The sequence below is a fragment of the Actinomadura citrea genome (assembly GCF_013409045.1).
Lineage (GTDB): Bacteria > Actinomycetota > Actinomycetes > Streptosporangiales > Streptosporangiaceae > Spirillospora > Spirillospora citrea.
Window position 1 is genome coordinate 2,131,623 of sequence record NZ_JACCBT010000001.1, and the last position, 17,081, is coordinate 2,148,703.

Annotated in this window: 17 protein-coding genes and 1 tRNA gene; 11 read left to right on the top strand and 7 right to left on the bottom strand. The window is 72.4% G+C overall.

Features of this window, described 5'->3' with window-relative positions:
- Window positions 1-59 precede the first annotated feature (59 nt).
- Both BJ999_RS10050 and BJ999_RS10055 read left to right on the top strand, forming a co-directional pair.
- Window positions 60-650 carry a M48 metallopeptidase family protein gene (locus tag BJ999_RS10050; RefSeq protein WP_229810412.1) on the top strand — a complete coding sequence of 197 codons (591 nt, stop codon included), beginning with the start codon at window positions 60-62 and terminating at the stop codon, window positions 648-650.
- Entirely contained in the window at window positions 647-1,315 is a 669-nt protein-coding gene (locus BJ999_RS10055; protein ID WP_218935013.1) for a hypothetical protein, read from the top strand. Before BJ999_RS10050 ends, BJ999_RS10055 begins: the two co-directional genes overlap by 4 nt.
- On the opposite strand, the gene BJ999_RS10060 is transcribed toward BJ999_RS10055, so the two are convergent.
- From BJ999_RS10060 to BJ999_RS10080, 5 genes are all read right to left on the bottom strand, one after another.
- Complete coding sequence (locus BJ999_RS10060) at window positions 1,305-1,826, bottom strand: NUDIX domain-containing protein (protein WP_179833046.1); 522 nt, start codon at window positions 1,824-1,826, stop codon at window positions 1,305-1,307. The genes BJ999_RS10055 and BJ999_RS10060 overlap by 11 nt on opposite strands.
- A gap of 77 nt (window positions 1,827-1,903) precedes the next feature.
- The gene (locus BJ999_RS10065) at window positions 1,904-2,563 is read right to left on the bottom strand and encodes an HD domain-containing protein (protein ID WP_179833047.1); all 660 of its coding nucleotides are present in this window, start codon (window positions 2,561-2,563) and stop codon (window positions 1,904-1,906) included.
- Window positions 2,550-2,756: an SPASM domain-containing protein gene (locus BJ999_RS10070; RefSeq protein WP_179833048.1), complete on the bottom strand. Its 207-nt coding sequence runs from the start codon at window positions 2,754-2,756 to the stop codon at window positions 2,550-2,552. Before BJ999_RS10070 ends, BJ999_RS10065 begins: the two co-directional genes overlap by 14 nt.
- A 59-nt stretch (window positions 2,757-2,815) precedes the next feature.
- Window positions 2,816-2,992, bottom strand: a complete 177-nt coding sequence (locus BJ999_RS10075; protein WP_179833049.1) for a hypothetical protein — start codon at window positions 2,990-2,992, stop codon at window positions 2,816-2,818.
- Window positions 2,989-4,386: a zinc-dependent metalloprotease gene (locus tag BJ999_RS10080; protein ID WP_179833050.1), complete on the bottom strand. Its 1,398-nt coding sequence runs from the start codon at window positions 4,384-4,386 to the stop codon at window positions 2,989-2,991. The genes BJ999_RS10075 and BJ999_RS10080 overlap by 4 nt, the downstream gene beginning before the upstream one ends.
- A gap of 89 nt (window positions 4,387-4,475) precedes the next feature.
- On the opposite strand from BJ999_RS10080, the gene BJ999_RS10085 reads away from it, so the two are divergent.
- A complete protein-coding gene (locus BJ999_RS10085) occupies window positions 4,476-5,558 on the top strand; it encodes an NAD-dependent epimerase/dehydratase family protein (RefSeq protein ID WP_179833051.1) in 1,083 nt (360 codons plus the stop codon).
- Window positions 5,559-5,597: 39 nt separating this feature from the next.
- Here the strand turns inward: BJ999_RS10085 and BJ999_RS10090 are convergent, their stop codons facing one another.
- The gene (locus tag BJ999_RS10090; protein WP_179833052.1) at window positions 5,598-8,516 is read right to left on the bottom strand and encodes a UPF0182 family membrane protein; all 2,919 of its coding nucleotides are present in this window, start codon (window positions 8,514-8,516) and stop codon (window positions 5,598-5,600) included.
- Window positions 8,517-8,634: 118 nt separating this feature from the next.
- On the opposite strand from BJ999_RS10090, the gene BJ999_RS10095 reads away from it, so the two are divergent.
- The 5 genes from BJ999_RS10095 to BJ999_RS10115 all read left to right on the top strand — a co-directional run bounded on the left by BJ999_RS10095 (window position 8,635) and on the right by BJ999_RS10115 (window position 12,715).
- Window positions 8,635-9,165 carry a PPA1309 family protein gene (locus tag BJ999_RS10095; protein WP_179833053.1) on the top strand — a complete coding sequence of 177 codons (531 nt, stop codon included), beginning with the start codon at window positions 8,635-8,637 and terminating at the stop codon, window positions 9,163-9,165.
- A gap of 33 nt (window positions 9,166-9,198) precedes the next feature.
- A complete protein-coding gene (locus tag BJ999_RS10100; RefSeq protein ID WP_179833054.1) occupies window positions 9,199-9,642 on the top strand; it encodes a molybdenum cofactor biosynthesis protein MoaE in 444 nt (147 codons plus the stop codon).
- A gap of 27 nt (window positions 9,643-9,669) precedes the next feature.
- Window positions 9,670-10,719: a YlbL family protein gene (locus tag BJ999_RS10105; RefSeq protein ID WP_179833055.1), complete on the top strand. Its 1,050-nt coding sequence runs from the start codon at window positions 9,670-9,672 to the stop codon at window positions 10,717-10,719.
- Between the two features lie 50 nt (window positions 10,720-10,769).
- A tRNA-Met gene (locus BJ999_RS10110) sits at window positions 10,770-10,843 on the top strand.
- 312 nt (window positions 10,844-11,155) lie between these two features.
- Window positions 11,156-12,715 carry an acyl-CoA synthetase gene (locus BJ999_RS10115; protein WP_229810779.1) on the top strand — a complete coding sequence of 520 codons (1,560 nt, stop codon included), beginning with the start codon at window positions 11,156-11,158 and terminating at the stop codon, window positions 12,713-12,715.
- A 5-nt stretch (window positions 12,716-12,720) separates the two neighbouring features.
- On the opposite strand, the gene BJ999_RS10120 is transcribed toward BJ999_RS10115, so the two are convergent.
- Window positions 12,721-13,809: a PucR family transcriptional regulator gene (locus BJ999_RS10120; RefSeq protein WP_179833057.1), complete on the bottom strand. Its 1,089-nt coding sequence runs from the start codon at window positions 13,807-13,809 to the stop codon at window positions 12,721-12,723.
- Window positions 13,810-13,926: 117 nt separating this feature from the next.
- On the opposite strand from BJ999_RS10120, the gene BJ999_RS10125 reads away from it, so the two are divergent.
- The 3 genes from BJ999_RS10125 to BJ999_RS10135 all read left to right on the top strand — a co-directional run bounded on the left by BJ999_RS10125 (window position 13,927) and on the right by BJ999_RS10135 (window position 17,017).
- A complete protein-coding gene (locus BJ999_RS10125) occupies window positions 13,927-14,835 on the top strand; it encodes a proline dehydrogenase family protein (RefSeq protein WP_179833058.1) in 909 nt (302 codons plus the stop codon).
- Window positions 14,836-14,844: 9 nt separating this feature from the next.
- Complete coding sequence (gene pruA / locus BJ999_RS10130; RefSeq protein ID WP_179833059.1) at window positions 14,845-16,476, top strand: L-glutamate gamma-semialdehyde dehydrogenase; 1,632 nt, start codon at window positions 14,845-14,847, stop codon at window positions 16,474-16,476.
- A gap of 181 nt (window positions 16,477-16,657) precedes the next feature.
- Window positions 16,658-17,017, top strand: a complete 360-nt coding sequence (locus BJ999_RS10135; RefSeq protein ID WP_179833060.1) for a hypothetical protein — start codon at window positions 16,658-16,660, stop codon at window positions 17,015-17,017.
- Window positions 17,018-17,081 lie beyond the last annotated feature (64 nt).

A 17,081-nucleotide genomic window follows, 5' to 3' on the forward strand; every position in this document is an offset into this window, starting at 1 on the left:
CTGCGGTAACGTCCAACACCCCCTGTGGATTTGGCAAAAATTCGAGTACGGTTCTGACCGTGCCCCCTAACGTTGAGGTCCGCCGCAGCCCGAGGCGCAGGCGCACCGTGTCCGCCTACCGTGAGGGCGACAAGGTGGTGGTGATGGTTCCGTCCAGGCTGAGCAAGGCCGAAGAGGAACAGTGGATCGCGACCATCCTGGAACGCCTCGCGGAGAGGGAGCGCCGGCGGCGGCCCACCGACGCCGACCTCCAGTCCCGCGCCCAGGAGCTGTCCCGCCGCTACCTGGCCGGCCGCGCCGACCCGGTCAGCGTCCGCTGGGTCGCCAACCAGCGCGCCCGCTGGGGATCGTGCACCCCCGACGACGGCACGATCCGGCTGTCCACGCGGCTGCGCGGCATGCCCGGCTGGGTCGTGGACTACGTCCTCGTCCACGAGCTGGCGCACCTGCTCATCCCCGGGCACGGCGCCGACTTCTGGCAGCTGGTCGGCAACTACCCCAAGGCCGACCGCGCCCGCGGCTACCTGGAGGGCGTCGCCGCGGCCGCCCACCTGCCGCTCGAAGCGGACGCCCCCGACGACGTCGCGGACATCCACCACGGCGACGGCCTGCACCCCGGCGAGGAGTACCCGCACGAGGCCGCCGGGTGACCGAGCAGGTCACCACGGGGCGGCCGCAAGGCCCGGCGCGCTGCGCCGCCGTGCTCGCGTGGCCGTCCGGCTCCGCCGTGCCGCCCGGCCTCGACCCGGAGGATTTCCGGCTCGCGCTGCTCGAAGACACCTACGAGGTCGTCGCCGGACTCGAACTGGTGACGCCCGCGCTCGTCCTGGACCCGCCGGACCAGCCGGACGCCGAGGCCGTCACCTGGCCGGGCACGCCGATCGTCCGCGAGGCCACCCTCGCCGGCGCGTTCGCCGCCCTGCACGCCCTCGGCGCCGAGACCGCCGCGCTGATCGCCCCCGACGCCCCCGACCTGCCGCCGCTGCTGCTCGGCAAGCTCTTCCGCGCCCTCGGCACGGCCCCGGCCGCCGTCTGCCAGGCCGAAGGCGCCGCCGCCCGCGGCAACGGCCTGGTCGCCCTCGCCGCCCGGCTCCCGCTGCCCGGCTGGCTCGCCGACGCCCTGCACGAGGTCGACCTCGACACCCCCGACGCCCTCACCCGGCTCCGCGCCGCCGCGCCGCGCCCCGGGCTCGTGCCGCAGGGCCCCGGCTGGCACCGCCTCCGCACCCCCGACGACCTGCGGTTCCTGGACCCCGGCCTGGAAGGCTGGGAGAGCACCCGCGCCCTCCTGGAAGGCCACCCGCTCAGGGGTTGAGCCCACGCCGGGCCAGGGCGTGCCGGACCAGGCTTCGCGTGGACTCGTCCGCCGAGAAGGGCAGGGCAGGCACCGGGAACCACCGCGCCTCGTCCCCGCCGGCCGCAGGCTCCGGCACCGCCCGGGGCGGGGCCGTCGCCGCGAACTGCACGTCGAAATGCAGCAGGTCCCGGCCACGGCAGCGAGCACGATAGCGATCGAGCCGGAGGGGGGAGGGCTCCACCTCGATGCCCGGGATGCCGGACTCCTCGGCGGCCTCCCGCCGCGCCGCCGCGACGAGGTCGGCGTCGCCGGTCTCGCAGTGGCCGCCGAGCTGAGTCCATCTGCCAAGCCCGCGGTGGTGCGTGAGCAGCACGTTCGCCAGTGCCCGATCGAAGACGACGACGCCGACCGTGATGTGACCGGACCCGCAGCCGCGATCGGTCCCGTCGGGATGACCGGCCAGATGCTCCAGGAACTCCGTCCGGAGCCGCTCCTGCTCCCCGCTCGGCGCACTCCACCCGAGCAGCATCGAGACCGCCTCACCGTGAGGAGCCGAATCGGTGTGACGGTCCGAGGCGCCGGCGGGCCGGGAGCCGGAGCCGGGGATCACGTCAGGTCCCCGGCGTCCCACTCGGTGAGGAAGTCGGCGAGGAACTGCTCCAGGACGCGATGCCGTCGCTCGGCCAGGCGGCGTGCGCCCGGCGTGTTCATCCTGTCCTTCAGCAGGAGGAGCTTCTCGTGGAAGTGGTTGATCGTGGTGCCCTGGCGGTTGAGGTAGTCGTCCACGGACGCATGCAGGTGCGGCGGCAGGTCGGGCAGGTGCATGGGCTCGCCCTTGAAGCCGCCGTAGGCGAAGGCGCGCGCCACGCCGACGGCCCCGAGCGCGTCGAGCCGGTCGGCGTCCTGGACCACCTTCCCCTCGATGGTCGGCATCGCGGACACGGTGCCCGCTCCCTTGAAGGACATCGTCGCGATGATGTCCGCCACGGCCCGCGCGAGATCCTCCGGCTCGCCGAGGCCGACGAGCCAGGCGAAGGCCCGGCGCGGGCCCTCGTCCAGATCGCCGCCGTTGAGCTTGTAGTCGGAGATGTCGTGGAGCAGGGCGGCGAGTTCGACCACGTACAGGTCGGCCCCTTCTCCGGCGCCGAGCTCCCGGGCCAGCCGGTGGACCCTCGCCACATGCCACCAGTCGTGCCCGGACGAGTCCGAGTGCAGCGTCTCCCGGGCATATTCGGCGGTGCGCTCGATGACCTCAGTCTTGTTCACGAGTCGGTGCTCCCGGAGTCAGGATGTCGTTGCGGACCAGGGGCCGGGACGCATCGGGGGTGGGGGCCCGGAAACCGTCGAAGTCGCAGTGCCGGCACGGTTCGAGATCCGCGCGCTCGGACCGCAGCAGGCTCGCGCGGTAGCGGGCGAGCAGCGGGGATCGCCAGATCTCCGTCAACGGAGTCTCGGTCACGTTCCCCACGAGGCCTCGGAGTGCAGCGCCATTCCCGCATCGTCGCGCCGGCGGCGTCGTCAGGCCCTCCCGACGCGCGGGTAGCGGGAGTTGGCGGGATGGCGGCGGCGCCGCTCCTGGTCGAGCGGCCGCTGCCAGCACAGGCTCGCCCGCGCGATCCGCCTGCGGATCGCGTTCGTGGACGAGCCGGGCTCGTACCGGCAGCCGTTCACCCGCGACGGGCGCGACCGGCTCATGCGCGCGGCCCCTCGTCGCCGGGCCCCCGTTCGCCACCGGGATCGCCGCCGTCCGGCTCCTCCCCGGAGTCCTTCTCGTCGGGCTTCTCGTCCTCGTCCAGCCCCTTGGTGAGCCTGGACAGATCGATGTCGGACAGGCCCTCGATCTCGGCGCGGCCGTGGACGAAGCCCTCCGGGTCGTCCAGGTCGTCGGACGTCGGCAGCAGGTCGGGGTGCTCCCAGACGGCGTCCCGGCCCTCGGTGCCGCGCGCCTCGGTCAGCGAGCGCCACAGCGTCGCCGCCTCCCGCAGCCGTCGCGGGCGCAGCTCCAGGCCGACGAGCGTCGCGAACGTCCGCTCCGCCGGGCCGCCCGTCGCGCGGCGCCGCCGCACCGCCTCCGCCAGCTTCACCGAACCGGGCAGCCGGCCCTGCGCGGCCTCGTTCACGACCGTGTCGACCCAGCCCTCGACCAGCGCCAGCGCGGTCTCCAGCCGGGCCAGCGCCGCCTTCTGCCGCGGCGTCTCCTCGGGCTGGAGCTGGATCTCCCCGCCGAGCGCCTCCTGGATGGCCTCCGGGTTGCTCATGTCGAGCCCCTGAACGGCCTGCTCGATGCCCGACAGGTCGACGGTGATGCCGCGCGCGTACTCCTCGACCGCGCCCAGCAGGTGCGAGCGCAGCCACGGCACATGTGTGAACAGCCGCTGGTGCGCGGCCTCCCGCAGCGCCAGGTAGAGCCGGACCTCGTCGGAGGAGACCTCCAGGCCCTCCCCGAACGCCTCGACGCCCGCGGGCAGCAGCGCCCCGACGCCGTCGGGCGCCAGCGGCAGCCCCACGTCGGCGGAGCCGGTCACCTCGCGGGCCAGCCCGCCGAGCGCCTGCCCGGCCTGCCCGCCGACCATCGCCCCGGCCATCTGCTTGACCATCCCGATCAGGGGGCCCGCCATCGCCTGCATCTCGGCGGGGATCTCGCCGCCGCCGAGCGCCCCGCCCATCGAGTCGACCATGCGGGACGCGATCGGGTCGCACACCTTCGCCCACACCGGGAGCGTCTGCTCGATCCACTCCGACCGGCTCCACGCCTGCGGCGTGCGGATCCCGGCGGGCAGCGTCGTCCGCTCGTCCAGCCACAGCTCCGCCAGGCGCAGCGCCTCCTCGACCTGGCGCCGCTCGGTGTCCACGATCGACGGGTCGCCCTGCTCCACCACGGTGTGCCGGGCGATGTTCTTGGCCAGGTCCCAGTTGAGGGGGCCGCCGCCCTCGCCGCCCGCACCCTGCCCGCCGATCATGTCCGCGAACCGGTGCAGCATGTCGGCGAACTGGGCCATGTCGCCGCCCATGCCCTTGAACGGATCCTGGGGCCGGTCGTCGTCGTCGCCGTCCCCGGGACGGTTGAAGCCGAACGGAGTGTCACTCATCGGTTTGCCCCTGGGATGCATGATGGGCTCATATCCGCAACGTTAGCCGGTCCCGGCAAGGTCGCGTACTCAAGGAAGGGGGCACCCCCGTGGCAACGGGCAAGGTTCGCCCTCGGCGTAGCAAGGGCCCGGTCGTCGCCGTCACCGGCGCGGCCACCGGCGCGGGTCGGCTGCTGGCCGCCCGGCTCGCCGAACGGGAAGAGATCCGCAAGGTCGTCGCCATCGACGGGCACCGCGGCGACGTGGCCGGAGTCACCTGGCGTGTCGTCGACATCAGGGATCCGCTGCTGCCCGGCCGGCTCTCCGACGTCGACGTGATCGTCAACCTGGACCTCGAACGGTCCCCGGACGTGGACCCGCGCGAGCGCCGCACCCACAACGTCCGCGGCGCCCAGACCGTGGTCACCGCCGCGGCGGCGGCCCGCGTCCGGCGCGTGGTCCTCGTCACGTCCGCGATGGTGTACGGGGCGGGACCCGGCAACGAGGTGCCGCTGAGCGAGGACGCGCCGCTGCTCGCCGAGGCGAGCACCTCCATCGCCGGCGACTATCTGGAGATCGAGGAGCTGGCCGCCACCGCGCACCTCACCCACCCCGGGGTGGAGGTCACCGTCGTCCGCCCCGCCGCGCTCGCCGGGCCCGGTGTGGACACCGTCGTCACCCGGCACTTCGAGGCGCCCCGGCTCCTGTCGGTCAAGGGCAGCACGCCCGGCTGGCAGTTCTGCCACATCGATGACCTCGCGTCCGCCCTGGACGTCGTCGTCACCGAGAACCTGGCCGGCCCTCTCGCCGTCGGCTCCGAGGGCTGGCTCGGCCCCGAGGAGGTCGCCGAGATCACCGGCAAGCGCCCCATCGAGCTGCCCGCCGCCCTCACCTTCGGGATGGCGCAGCGCCTGCACCGGCTCGGCATGACCCCCGCGCCCGCCACCGACCTGCACTACGTCGCCTACCCGTGGGTCGTGGACTGCGCGCGGCTGCGCGCCGCCGGCTGGAAACCCCTCCACGACAACGCGGCCGCCCTGCGCGCCGTGATGGAGGAGACCGCCGGGCGGCACGCCGTCGTCGGCCGTCGCGTCGGGGGCAAGGAGGCCACCATGGCGACCGCCGCGGGCGCCACCGTCGCCGCGATCGGCGCGGCCGCCGCCATCCGCCGCGCCCGCAAGCGCCGCCGCTGAACCCCGCCGGCCCGCCCTTCCGGCGGGCCGGCGGCGCCGTCAGCTCGCCGGCGCCGTGGCGCTCGGCGAGGCGGACGGCGACGGCGAACCCGACGGGCTCGGCGACGGGCTGGGGGAGGTCTTCGGCGCCTTGTGGCCCGCGGCCGACAGCGCGGCCTGCGCGTCCTTGATCCGCTTCCAGGCCTCGCCCATGCCCGGGTAGTCGCCCTTCTTCTGGGCGCTCTCGTAGTCGGCCACGGCGGCCTTCAGATCCTCGATCGCCTTCTGCGCCGACGCGCTCAGCTGCTGGTCCGGCGGCACCTGCGATCCAGGCTGCGCCGGGGCGCCGGTGCCGCCGAGCACCTGCTTCAACGCCTCGTCGAGGGTGTCGGCCGCGGCGATGCCCTCCCCGTACCGCACGAGGATCTTGCCGCGGATCGGGTAGGGCTGCTGCTCGGAGCCGCCCGCCGCCTTCGTGTACATCGGCTCCACGTACAGCAGGCCGCCCCCGAACGGGATCGTCAGCAGGTTGCCCGGGACGGTCTTCGTCCCGCCCTGCCGCAAGGCGAACAGATCGGACTTCACCTTCGGATCGGTCTCGAAGGAGTTCTGCACCTGGCCCGGCCCCGCCGGCTGCGCGTTGCGCGGCATCTGCAGGATCTGGATCTGCCCGTAGTCGCGCCCCGGGTTCGACCCCACCGACATGAACGCGGCGAGCTGCGGGTTGCCGCGCGGGTTGAACACCGTGGTCAGTGAGAAGGACTGGGCGTCCTGGCCCGGCATCCGCAGGCTCTGGTAGTAGGGGGGCTGCTGCTTGCCCTTGGCGGACGGGTCCTCGGGCACCTCCCAGAAGCCCTCCCCGTTGTAGAACGCCGACGGGTCCGTCACGTGGTACTTCGTGAGGACCTTCCGCTGGACCTTGAACTGGTCCTGCGGGTAGCGGAAGTGCGACTCCAGCTCCGGCGGGATCGACGACCGCGGCTGCACCGTGCCGTCGAACACCTTCATCCACGTCTTGGTGATCGGGTCGTTCTCGTCCCACTGGTAGAGGTGGACCGTGCCGTCGTAGGCGTCCACCGTCGCCTTCACCGAGTTGCGCAGGTAGTTGATGTGGTCGTTGGCCTGCCGCGCCACCGCCGACCGCGTGTCGGTGATCGTGTCGCGGGTGGCCTCCCCGAGGCTCATCTCCTCCGAGTACGGATAGCTGCCGGACGTCGTGTAGCCGTCCACCACCCACAGGATGCGGCCGTTCACCACCGTCGGGTACGGGTCGCCGTCCAGCGTCAGCCACGGCGCCGCCTTCTGCACCATCTGCCGCGGCGACCGGTCGTAGAGGATCTTCGCGTTCTTGTCGATCGCGCCCGACAGCAGCAGGTTCTTGTCCTGGAACTTCGCCGAGTACAGCAGCCGGTGCGCGAACGAGTCGACGGGCACGCCGCCCTGCCCGTCGTAGGTGCTGCTCTGCTGCCCCGAGGGGCTGTTGTCCGGGTAGTTCAGCTCCTGCTGACCGCGGCCGCCGACCACCGAGTACCGCGGCGAGCGCTCCCCGAAGTAGATCTCCGGCTGCGCCACCTTGATCGGCTGGTTCGGGGACGCCGGCATGTCCGGGGTGATGAAGGCCGGCTCCGTCGAGTCGAAACGGTCGCCGTAGGCGGACACGAACCCGTAGCCGTGCGTGTAGACCATGTGGTCCTTCACCCAGCTGCGCTGCCCCACCGGCGCCCCGGACAGCTCGCGCAGCGCGACCACGGTGTCGACGAGCTTGCCGTCCACCTGGTAGCGGTCGACGTCCAGCGTGTCGGGGAACCGGTAGAACGGCCGGATCCGCTGCAACTGCTGGAACGTCTCGCCCACCACGTTCGGGTCGAGGACGCGCACCCCGCTCTGCCCGAGCTTCCCGGCCTCGTCCTGGAGGGACTTCTTGTCGGTCACCGGCTGCGACCCGTACGGGACGACCCGCGCCCCGTCCACCCCGTAGGCCCTGCGCGTGAACTCGATGTTGCGCTGGATGAACTGGCGCTCCCTGGCCAGCTCGTCCGGCTTCACCTGGAACTGCTGGATCAGCAGCGGGTACACCCCGCCGAGCAGGATCGCCGACAGCACCAGCAGCGTGAACCCGACGCCCGGCAGCATCATGCCGCGCCGCAGCAGGTTGCTGAAGAACATGGCGGCGCACAGCAGGGCGATCACGGCCAGGATCGTCTTCGCCGGCAGCAGCGCGTTCACGTCCGTGTAGGACGCGCCCGTCGCCACCCCGCGCTCCGAATGCACCAGCCCGTACCGGTCGAACCAGTACGCGACCGCCTTCAGCAGGATGAACAACCCGAACAGCACCGACAGGTGCGCCCGCGCGGGCGGGCTCGCCTTGTCGCCCGGCCCCTGCAGCCGCAGGCCCCCGTACAGGTAGTGCACCATCACCGCGGCCAGGATCGACAGGATCACCGTCGCGAAGACGACCCCGATGACGAGGCGCAGGAACGGGTACGTGAAGACGTAGAACGAGACGTCCTTGTGGAACTGCGGGTCCTTCACGCCGAACGGGGTCCGGTTCAGGAACGCCAGCCACACGGGCCACTGGCCCGCCACCGACGACCCCGTCAGCATCCCCAGCACCCCGAGCAGGCCCCACGCGATCAGCCGCCGCCGCGGGTCGATCACCGCCCGGTAGCGCTCCAGGCCCTGCTGCTCCACCGACAGCGGGCGGTACGCCGGGCGCAGCCGGTACGCCACCGCCACGTTCGCGCCCACCACCAGCGCCATCAGCAGCCCGGCCCCGAAGAACAGGACCACCTTCGCCCGGAGTTGCGTCGTGTAGACCGACGAGAAACCGATCGAGCGGTACCACAGCAGGTCCGTGTACACGGCCGTGAAGACCAGGAAGGCGACCAGCAGCGCGGCCAGCGCCACCATCACCGGCAGCAGCAGCCGCGTCCGTCCGGTACCGAGCCGGCGCCCGATACCGGGAGTCCGGAAGGTCAAGTGGCCCCTCCGATCGAGATCTCTCCCACCGGCCGCCCGCCGGTGCTGTAGATGCAACTTACCGACTGGGACGGGGGTTCCCGCACTTCCCCGGGCTGAATGGGGGAAAGATGGGTCCGTGAGTCTTCTGGAAGAAGTCGTGCTGGACCTCGAACGTCACTCGGCCCAGGAGGGCTGGGACAGCGCGCCGCGCATCTACGCCCTCGTCCGCAGCTCCGAACTGCGCCGCGCCGAGCCCGAGCTCGCCGAGCAACTCGGCCTGCAGGACGGCGCCGACACCCTCGCCGCCCTCGAACAGCCCGCCCTGCCCGACCAGGCCGGCGTCGAGGACGCCCTCGCCACCATCGCCTGGCCCGACACCGTCGAGGGCTGCGCCCTCGTCCTGGAGCGGATCGTCCTGCCGCCCGAGGTCGAGGAGGAGATCCCCGAGGACGAGGCCCGCGCCGCCGAGTTCGCCACGTCCCACCCCAGGCGGGAGGACGTGCGCATGATCGTCGGCGTGCTGCGCGACGGCGCCCGGCACTCCGCCCTCCGGCTGCGCCGCCACGACACCGACGACGAGGTCCTCACCGGGCCCGACCTCGTCCCCGCCCTCGCCGAGGCGCTGGCCGCCACCCTCGAACCCGACGAGCCCGGCGCACCCGAGTAAAGGCGACCGCCCCGGAGAGGTAGCCTGCGGGACGTGAGCCAAAGCGTTACCGGCGGGGACGTCATCCGGCTGATCGGCGTGCGCGACACGCCCCTGTCCGTCGACGAGGTGTACGCCGCCGTCGGCGCCTCCGGCGCCGGCGGCACCGCCGTCTTCGCCGGGACCGTCCGCGACACCGACCACGCCCGCGCCGTCACCGCCCTCTCCTACAGCGCCCACCCCAGCGCCGAGCGCGAACTCCGCGCCGTCATGGAGAAGGTCGCCGCCGACTTCCCCGTCCTCGGCCTCGCCGCCCTCCACCGCATCGGTGACCTGCGCATCGGCGACATCGCCGTCGTCGTCGCCGCGTCCTGCCCCCACCGCGAGGAGGCCTTCGCCGCCTGCCGCCGCCTCATCGACGACCTCAAGGCCCACGTCCCCATCTGGAAGCATCAGACGTTCGCCGACGGAGGCGACGAGTGGGTCGGGGCCTGCTGAGGGCCCGAACCGCATAGAGTTTCCGGCATGTCTCGTCGTGCCGCCACGCTCACCCTCGCGAGCGTGCTCGTCCTCGTGCTCGCCGTCGTCGGCTCCGTCATGCGCGTCCCGTACGTCGCCCTGATGCCCGGCCCCACGAGCAACACCCTCGGCACGAACGACAAGGGCCAGCCCCTCATCAGGATCGAGGGCCGCCAGACCTACCCCGACCAGGGCCACCTCAACTTCACCACCGTCACCTACCGCGGCGGCCCCGGCGGACGCATCGACCTGTTCACCGCCCTGCGCGGCTGGTTCGCCGGCGACACCGCCATCGTCCCCGAAGAGACGATCTTCCCCAAGGACGAGTCGCCCAAGCAGGTCGACCAGGAGAACACCCGCGCGATGCAGGACTCCCAGCAGAGCGCCGAAGCCGCCGCCCTCCACGAACTCCGCGTCCCCGTCACCACCCGCGTCGTCGTCGACGGCGTCCAGAAGGGGCGCCCCGCCGACGGCGCCCTCAAGCCCGGCGACGAGATCACCGCCCTCGACGGCGCCGCCGTCACCAGCGTCTCCCAGGTCACCGGCGGCATGGCCAAGCGCGCGATCGGCGCCCCCGTCACCCTCGCCTACACGCGCGACGGCAAGCAGGGCAAGGCCACCCTCAAGACCGTCGCCGACCCCGGCGGCAAGCGCGCCGTCGTCGGCATCGTCCTCTCCGACCAGTACAAGTTCCCCTTCAAGATCGACATCAGCATCGGCGACATCGGCGGCCCCTCCGCCGGCCTCATGTTCTCCCTCGCCATCGTCGACAAGCTCACCCCCGGCCCCCTCACCCAGGGCAGGTTCATCGCCGGCACCGGCACCATCACCCCCGACGGCAAGGTCGGCCCCATCGGCGGCATCCAGCAGAAGATGATCGCCGCCCGCAGGGCCGGCGCCACCGTCTTCCTCACCCCCAAGGACAACTGCGCCGACGCCGCCGGCTCCCGCCCCGACGGCCTCCGCCTCGTCCGCGCCGACACCCTCCACGACGCCGTCCAGGCCCTCAACGCCCTCACGAGCGGCAAGGGCGCCGTCCCCGCCTGCACCCGATGACGCCACGCGTACCGACCACTCCCTCACATGCCATAGACTTAAGACATCACCGCGGGGTGGAGCAGTTCGGTAGCTCGCTGGGCTCATAACCCAGAGGTCGCAGGTTCAAATCCTGCCCCCGCTACTGGTCCTAGGGCCCTCCTGGTCGCCGCTTTGCGGCTTCCCCAGGGGGGCCCTTCGCATTTCGCCCGGGGGACGATCCCCCGGAGCCCCCTGTGCCTCCGCCATCCCCCACCCGCCCGCCCCTGGGGCTCCGCCCCTATCCCCCCGCCGCTTGGCCTCGGGCCCCTGCTCTTGGGGCTCCGCCCCTAATCCCCCGCCGCTTGGGCCTCGGACCCCCATTCGGGGGTGGTGGAGGGGTGGGGGGGTTTGGTTATTATCGGCCTTTCTTGCTCTCACCTGCGGGTTTGTGGGGAAGGTGGCGGTTGTGTCGGTCGTGGCTCGGGCTCGTCAGCATTCGGTGGGGGATCTGCTGCATCGGACGGCGCGGCGGGAGCCTCGGAAGGTGGCCGTCGTCAGCGGGGGGCTGCGGGTCACCTACGCGGAGTTCGACGTCGCGGTGAACCGGGCCGCGCACGCGCTGGCGGCGCGGGGGCTCGGCAAGGGGGACCGGCTCGCGCTGCTCAGCCACAACTGCTGGCAGTACGCGGTCACCGCGTTCGCGACGGCCAAGCTCGGCGTGGTGCTCGTTCCGGTGAACTTCATGCTGAACGCCGAGGAGATCGCCTACATCCTCGGGCACTCGGGGGCGTCCGGGATCATCGCGGAGGACGCGCTCGCCGCTACCGCGGAGAAGGCGCTCGCCACGGCCGGCGTCCCGGACGGGGTGCGCGGGTGGATCCCGCTGTCGGGCGCCGCGCCGAACGAGGGGTGGGAGGACGTCGACGCCTGGTGGCGCGAAGGGCCCTCGACGGCGCCGGACGTCCTGGTCGAGGACGACGACCCGCTGCGGATCATGTACACCTCGGGGACCGAGTCGCGGCCCAAGGGCGTGGTGCTGACCGGCCGGTCCCTCGTCAGCCAGTACGTGAGCTGCGTGATCGACGGCGAGATGAGCTCCGACGACGTCGAGGCGCACACGCTTCCGATGTACCACTGCGCGCAGCTCGACTGCTTCTTCTCCGTCGACGTCTACCTGGGCGCCACCAGCATCATCCTGCCGGGACCGGACCCGGCGGCGCTGCTGGAGACGATCGAGCGGGAGAAGGTCACCAAGCTCTTCTGCCCGCCGACCGTCTGGATCTCGCTGCTGCGCCACCCCGACTTCGACCGGCGCGACCTGTCGAGCCTGCGGAAGGGGTACTACGGGGCGTCGCCCATGCCCGTCGAGGTGCTCCGGGAGCTGATGCGGCGGCTGCCGGACGTGCGGCTGTGGAACTTCTACGGGCAGACGGAGATGGCGCCGCTCGCCACCATCCTCAAGCCGCACGAGCAGCTCGAACGGGCCGGCAGTGCCGGGCGTGCGGCCATCAACGTGGAGACCATGCTCGTCGACGACGACGGAGCCCCCGTGGCGCCGGGGGAGGTCGGCGAGATCGTCCACCGCAGCCCCCACGCCGCGCTCGGGTACTACCGCGACGAGGAGAAGACCGACGAGGCGTTCCGGGACGGCTGGTTCCACTCCGGCGACCTCGGGATCATGACCGAGGACGGCTACCTCTCGGTGGTCGACCGCAAGAAGGACATGATCAAGACCGGGGGCGAGAACGTCGCCAGCCGGGAGGTCGAGGAGGCCGTCTACGAGCTGGACGGGGTGGCCGAGGTCGCCGTCTTCGGGATCGGCCACCCGCACTGGATCGAGGCCGTCACGGCGGTGGTCGTGCCGAAGCCGGGCGCCGCTCTGACCGCGGGCGACGTCCACGCGCACGCCAGGGAGCGGCTCGCCCCCTACAAGCGCCCCAAGTACGTCGTCCTCGCGGACGCGCTGCCCAAGAACCCCAGCGGCAAGATCCTCAAGCGCGACCTGCGGGAGCGGCACGCCGGCCTTGCCGGGTGACCACGTCAGGTGAGGTGGGGGGCGACCGTCAGGGCCAGGTGGAGGGTCAGGCGGTCCTGGCCGTCGGTGAGGGTGAGGGACGTCAGCTCCTCTATGCGGCGCAGGCGGTGGTAGAGGGTCTGGCGGTGGATGTTCAGGGTCTTCGCTGTTTGCTGGACGTTGCCTGCCAGGTCCAGGTAGGTGCGGGCCGTCGTCGCGAGGTCCTCGTGCTGCAGGAGGCGTTCGGTTCCCGGGGTCTGGGTCGTCTGGGCCAGGGCCTCGTCGCCTGCGGTGCGGAGTAGGCGCAGGACGCCCAGGGACGTCCAGTCGCGGGTTTCGCCGGGGGCTGCGGTGCGGGCGGCCACGCGGGCCCGGAGCCAGCCCTCGTGGACGTCGTCCAAGGTCGGGCAGGGCGAGTGCACGCCCGTCTGGACGGGGGCGTTGCGTTCTTCCAGGAGGCGGCGGGCGCGGGCCAGGGCGGCCGGCGCGTTGGCCACGGGCAGGAGCAGGACGTGGTCGCGCTGCCACACCGTGGCCAGGACGGAGTGGGGGAGGAGCCACGGGTTCAGGGGCTCGGGGCTCGGGGTGCGCAGGACGGCCACCGTGAGGGGCGTGTCGACCGCTCCGGCGTCGGTGAGGTCGTCGGCGGCCTGGGTCCGGACGTCGGGGTGCGTGGACAGGAGGTCGGCGACCTTCCAGCCGAGGTCGTCGCGCTCGCGGGCCTGGCGGGCCATGAGGAGGCCGGCGCGCTCGCACAGGGGCATGGCCCTGGCCGCCTGGGGGTCGGTGATGCGCTGCCGGTCGTCCAGCAGCCAGAGGTAGCCGTAGGTGACGTTGTTCCAGCGGACGGGCAGGCACAGGCGGGCGAGCTGGCCCAGGGCGGCGTCGGCCGGGATGCGGACGGGGCCCGTCGCGCGGGCGATCCCGTGGCGCTCGAAGCGGGCGCGGACGGCCTCGGTGGCGCGGCGGTGCAGGATCGAGTTCATCCGGACGGGGTCGATCGTGTCGCCGTGCGCGGCGTAGGCGACCAGGTGGAAGTCGCGGTCCTCCAGGGTCGCGGGCGCGCCCAGGAGGTCGGCCGCCTGTTCCACGATCTCCTGGAGGTCGAGTGCCATCGGGATTCCTTCGTACATGTGTATGAGGTCGGGCCACCCTGAAAGTGGCGTTTGACTATAGGGGGTGCGCGGCGGTGCTCCTAACGTGCGAGGTGTTCCTTGACGTTGGAGGGTTCCATGCTCAGCCCGCTTCTCCTCGCCGCCGCGCGCAGCGGACGGATGCGCGATGTCATCACCTCCGTGCCGTTGACCAGGGGAGTCGTCGACCGGTTCGTCGCCGGGGACGACCTCGGCGCCGCCCTTGAGGCCGTGCGGGAACTGCGGGACGGCGGGCTGGAGGTCACCCTCGACCACCTGGGGGAGGACACCCGGGAGCCCGCCCAGGCGCGGGCCACCCGGACCGCCTACCTGCGACTGTTCGAGGCGTTCGAGGAGCAGGGGCTCGCCGGGGGCTCCGACGCCTCGGTGAAGCTGTCCGCGCTCGGGCAGGCACTGCCCGGTGACCTCGCCCTCGACCACGCGCGGGAGATCTGCTCCGCGGCGGGGCGGGTCGGCATGACCGTCACCCTCGACATGGAGGACCACACGACCGTGGACTCCACGCTGGAGGTCCTCGGGAAGCTGCGGGTCGACTTCCCGTGGGTGGGGGTCGCCGTCCAGGCGATGCTGCGGCGCACCGAGGGGGACCTCCGGGACCTCGTGGGCGAGGGGTCGCGCGTGCGGCTGGTCAAGGGCGCCTACGCCGAGCCCGCTTCGGTCGCCTTCCAGAGCAGGCACGAGGTGGACCGGGCGTACGTCCGGGCGCTGCGGCGGCTCATGCGGGGCGACGGGTACCCGATGGTCGCCAGCCACGACCCGCGGATCGTCGAGATCGCGCTGTCCCTGGCCGCCGAGCGGTCGCCCGCCTCCTACGAGTTCCAGATGCTCTACGGGATCCGGGCCGCCGAGCAGCGGCGGCTTGCCCAGGCCCACCAGATGCGCGTCTACGTCCCCTACGGGGCCGACTGGTACGGCTACTTCATGCGGCGGCTCGCCGAGCGGCCCGCCAACCTCGCCTTCTTCCTCCGTTCCTTCGTCTCCCGCTAAGGAGTTTCCATGGACGCCGTCACCAACGTCCCGACGCCGGCGAACGAGCCGGTGCGCGGCTATGCGCCCGGCAGCGCCGAGCGGGCCCGGCTGGAGGCGAAGCTCGCCGAGCTGACCGCCGAGTCCCCGATCGACCTGCCCATGACGATCGGGGGCGAGCGGCGGCTCGGGGCGGGCGCCAAGGTCGCCGTCGTCCAGCCACACCGGCACGCGTCGGTGCTCGGCACGTTCGGCACCGCCACCGAGGAGGACGCGCGGGACGCCGTCGCCGCCGCGCTGGAGGCCGCGCCCGCGTGGCGCTCGATGGCCTTCGACGACCGGGCCGCGATCTTCCTGCGGGCCGCCGACCTGCTCGCCGGGCCGTGGCGGGAGACGCTGCTGGCCGCGACGATGCTCGGGCAGTCCAAGACCGTCCAGCAGGCGGAGATCGACAGCCCGTGCGAGCTCGTCGACTTCTGGCGCTTCAACGTGCACTTCGCGCGGCGGATCCTCGCCGAGCAGCCGATCAGCGGCCCCGGCGTGTGGAACCGGTCGGACCACCGGCCGCTGGAGGGGTTCGTCTACGCGATCACCCCGTTCAACTTCACCGCGATCGCCGCGAACCTGCCGACCGCGCCCGCGCTGATGGGCAACGTCGTCGTCTGGAAGCCGTCGCCCACGCAGACGTACTCCGCCGTGCTGCTCATGAGGCTGCTGGAGGAGGCCGGGCTCCCGCCGGGCGTCATCAACCTGGTGACCGGCGACGGGCTCGCCGTGTCGGACGTGGCGCTCCAGCACCCCGACCTCGCCGGGATCCACTTCACCGGCTCCACCGCGACGTTCCAGCACCTGTGGAAGACGGTCGGCGCCAACATCGAGAAGTACCGGAGCTACCCCCGGGTCGTGGGGGAGACGGGCGGCAAGGACTTCGTCGTCGCGCATCCGTCCGCCGACCCGGCCGTGCTGAAGACGGCGCTCGTCCGCGGCGCCTTCGAGTACCAGGGCCAGAAGTGCTCCGCCGCGTCGCGCGCCTACGTCCCGCGCTCCATCTGGGAGGACGGCTTCAAGGAGGCGCTGGCAGCCGAGGTCGACGGCCTCACCATGGGCGACGTCGCCGACCTGTCCCACTTCATGGGCGCCGTGATCGACGAACGGGCCTTCGCCAAGAACAAGGCCGCGATCGAGCGCGCCGAGGCCGACCCGGACGTCGAGATCGTCGCCGGCGGGACCTGCGACGACTCCGTCGGATACTTCGTGCGGCCCACCGTGCTCGTGTCCGGCGACCCCGAGAACGAGATCTTCCGGACCGAGTACTTCGGGCCGGTCCTCGGCGTCCACGTGTACGAGGACGCGCAGTACGACGCGATGCTCGCCCAGATGGAGTCGGTCGCCGACTACGCCCTGACCGGCGCCGTCATCGCCACCGACCGGGCCGCGGCGGCGCACACCGCCGAGGTGCTCCGGTACGCGGCCGGCAACTTCTACATCAACGACAAGCCCACCGGCGCCGTCGTCGGGCAGCAGCCGTTCGGCGGCGCGCGGGCCTCCGGCACCAACGACAAGGCCGGCTCGGTGTTCAACCTGCTGCGCTGGACGTCCCCCCGCTCGATCAAGGAGACGTTCGTCCCGCCGACCGACTACCGGTACCCGCACATGCAGTAGGCGCCGCCCAGGCCTCCGACGGGGGTCGGCCGCCGCGGGCCCGCACCAGGCTGGTGCGGGCCCGCGGTCGTGATGAGGGCGGAACCCGCATGCTCGTCACAGCTAGTATCCGATCATCACTATGGGTAACATTCGAGATGTGGGAAAGCGCGCGACCAGGGCAGGCCGGCCGCATGCGCGCATGATGCGCGCATGGGTCCTGGCAGCGGTCCCCTTGGTGCTGTTGCTGCATGGGGTGAGCCACTCCAGCGGCCATCGCGGCAGCGCGGCCTATATCGCCGAAGCCGACCGGCCGGTCTCCTCGGCGTTCTGCATGACGTCGCCCGCCCGCGGCGCGGAGGCCCTCGCCCCGCCGTCCGCCGAGCACTGCGAGGCCGACCACGGCTCCTACTTCGGAGGCGCCGCGCACTTTCCGCCCAGCGTGAGCGCTCCCGCCGCGACCGCCGTGGCCCGATGCCCGGCGGCCGCCACCGCGAGCCCGCCGACGACCAGGGGCCCGGCGGCTCCTTCCCACAACCGATCGCAGATCCTGCGCTGCTAGATCCGGACGCTTACGTGGACGAGCGCGCGCACGAACGCGTGTGAGTTCCGCGCACCCGCCTCGA

Excerpts from the sequence above, each read along its gene's own strand:
- pruA (WP_179833059.1), top strand. The coding sequence starts at position 14,845 with ATGGACGCCGTCACCAACGTCCCGACGCCGGCGAACGAGCCGGTGCGC.
- BJ999_RS10060 (WP_179833046.1), bottom strand. The coding sequence starts at position 1,826 with ATGCTGCTCGGGTGGAGTGCGCCGAGCGGGGAGCAGGAGCGGCTCCGG.
- BJ999_RS10075 (WP_179833049.1), bottom strand. The coding sequence starts at position 2,992 with ATGAGCCGGTCGCGCCCGTCGCGGGTGAACGGCTGCCGGTACGAGCCC.
- BJ999_RS10080 (WP_179833050.1), bottom strand. The coding sequence starts at position 4,386 with ATGAGTGACACTCCGTTCGGCTTCAACCGTCCCGGGGACGGCGACGAC.
- BJ999_RS10120 (WP_179833057.1), bottom strand. The coding sequence starts at position 13,809 with ATGGCACTCGACCTCCAGGAGATCGTGGAACAGGCGGCCGACCTCCTG.
- BJ999_RS10135 (WP_179833060.1), top strand. The coding sequence starts at position 16,658 with ATGATGCGCGCATGGGTCCTGGCAGCGGTCCCCTTGGTGCTGTTGCTG.
- BJ999_RS10105 (WP_179833055.1), top strand. The coding sequence starts at position 9,670 with ATGTCTCGTCGTGCCGCCACGCTCACCCTCGCGAGCGTGCTCGTCCTC.
- BJ999_RS10125 (WP_179833058.1), top strand. The coding sequence starts at position 13,927 with ATGCTCAGCCCGCTTCTCCTCGCCGCCGCGCGCAGCGGACGGATGCGC.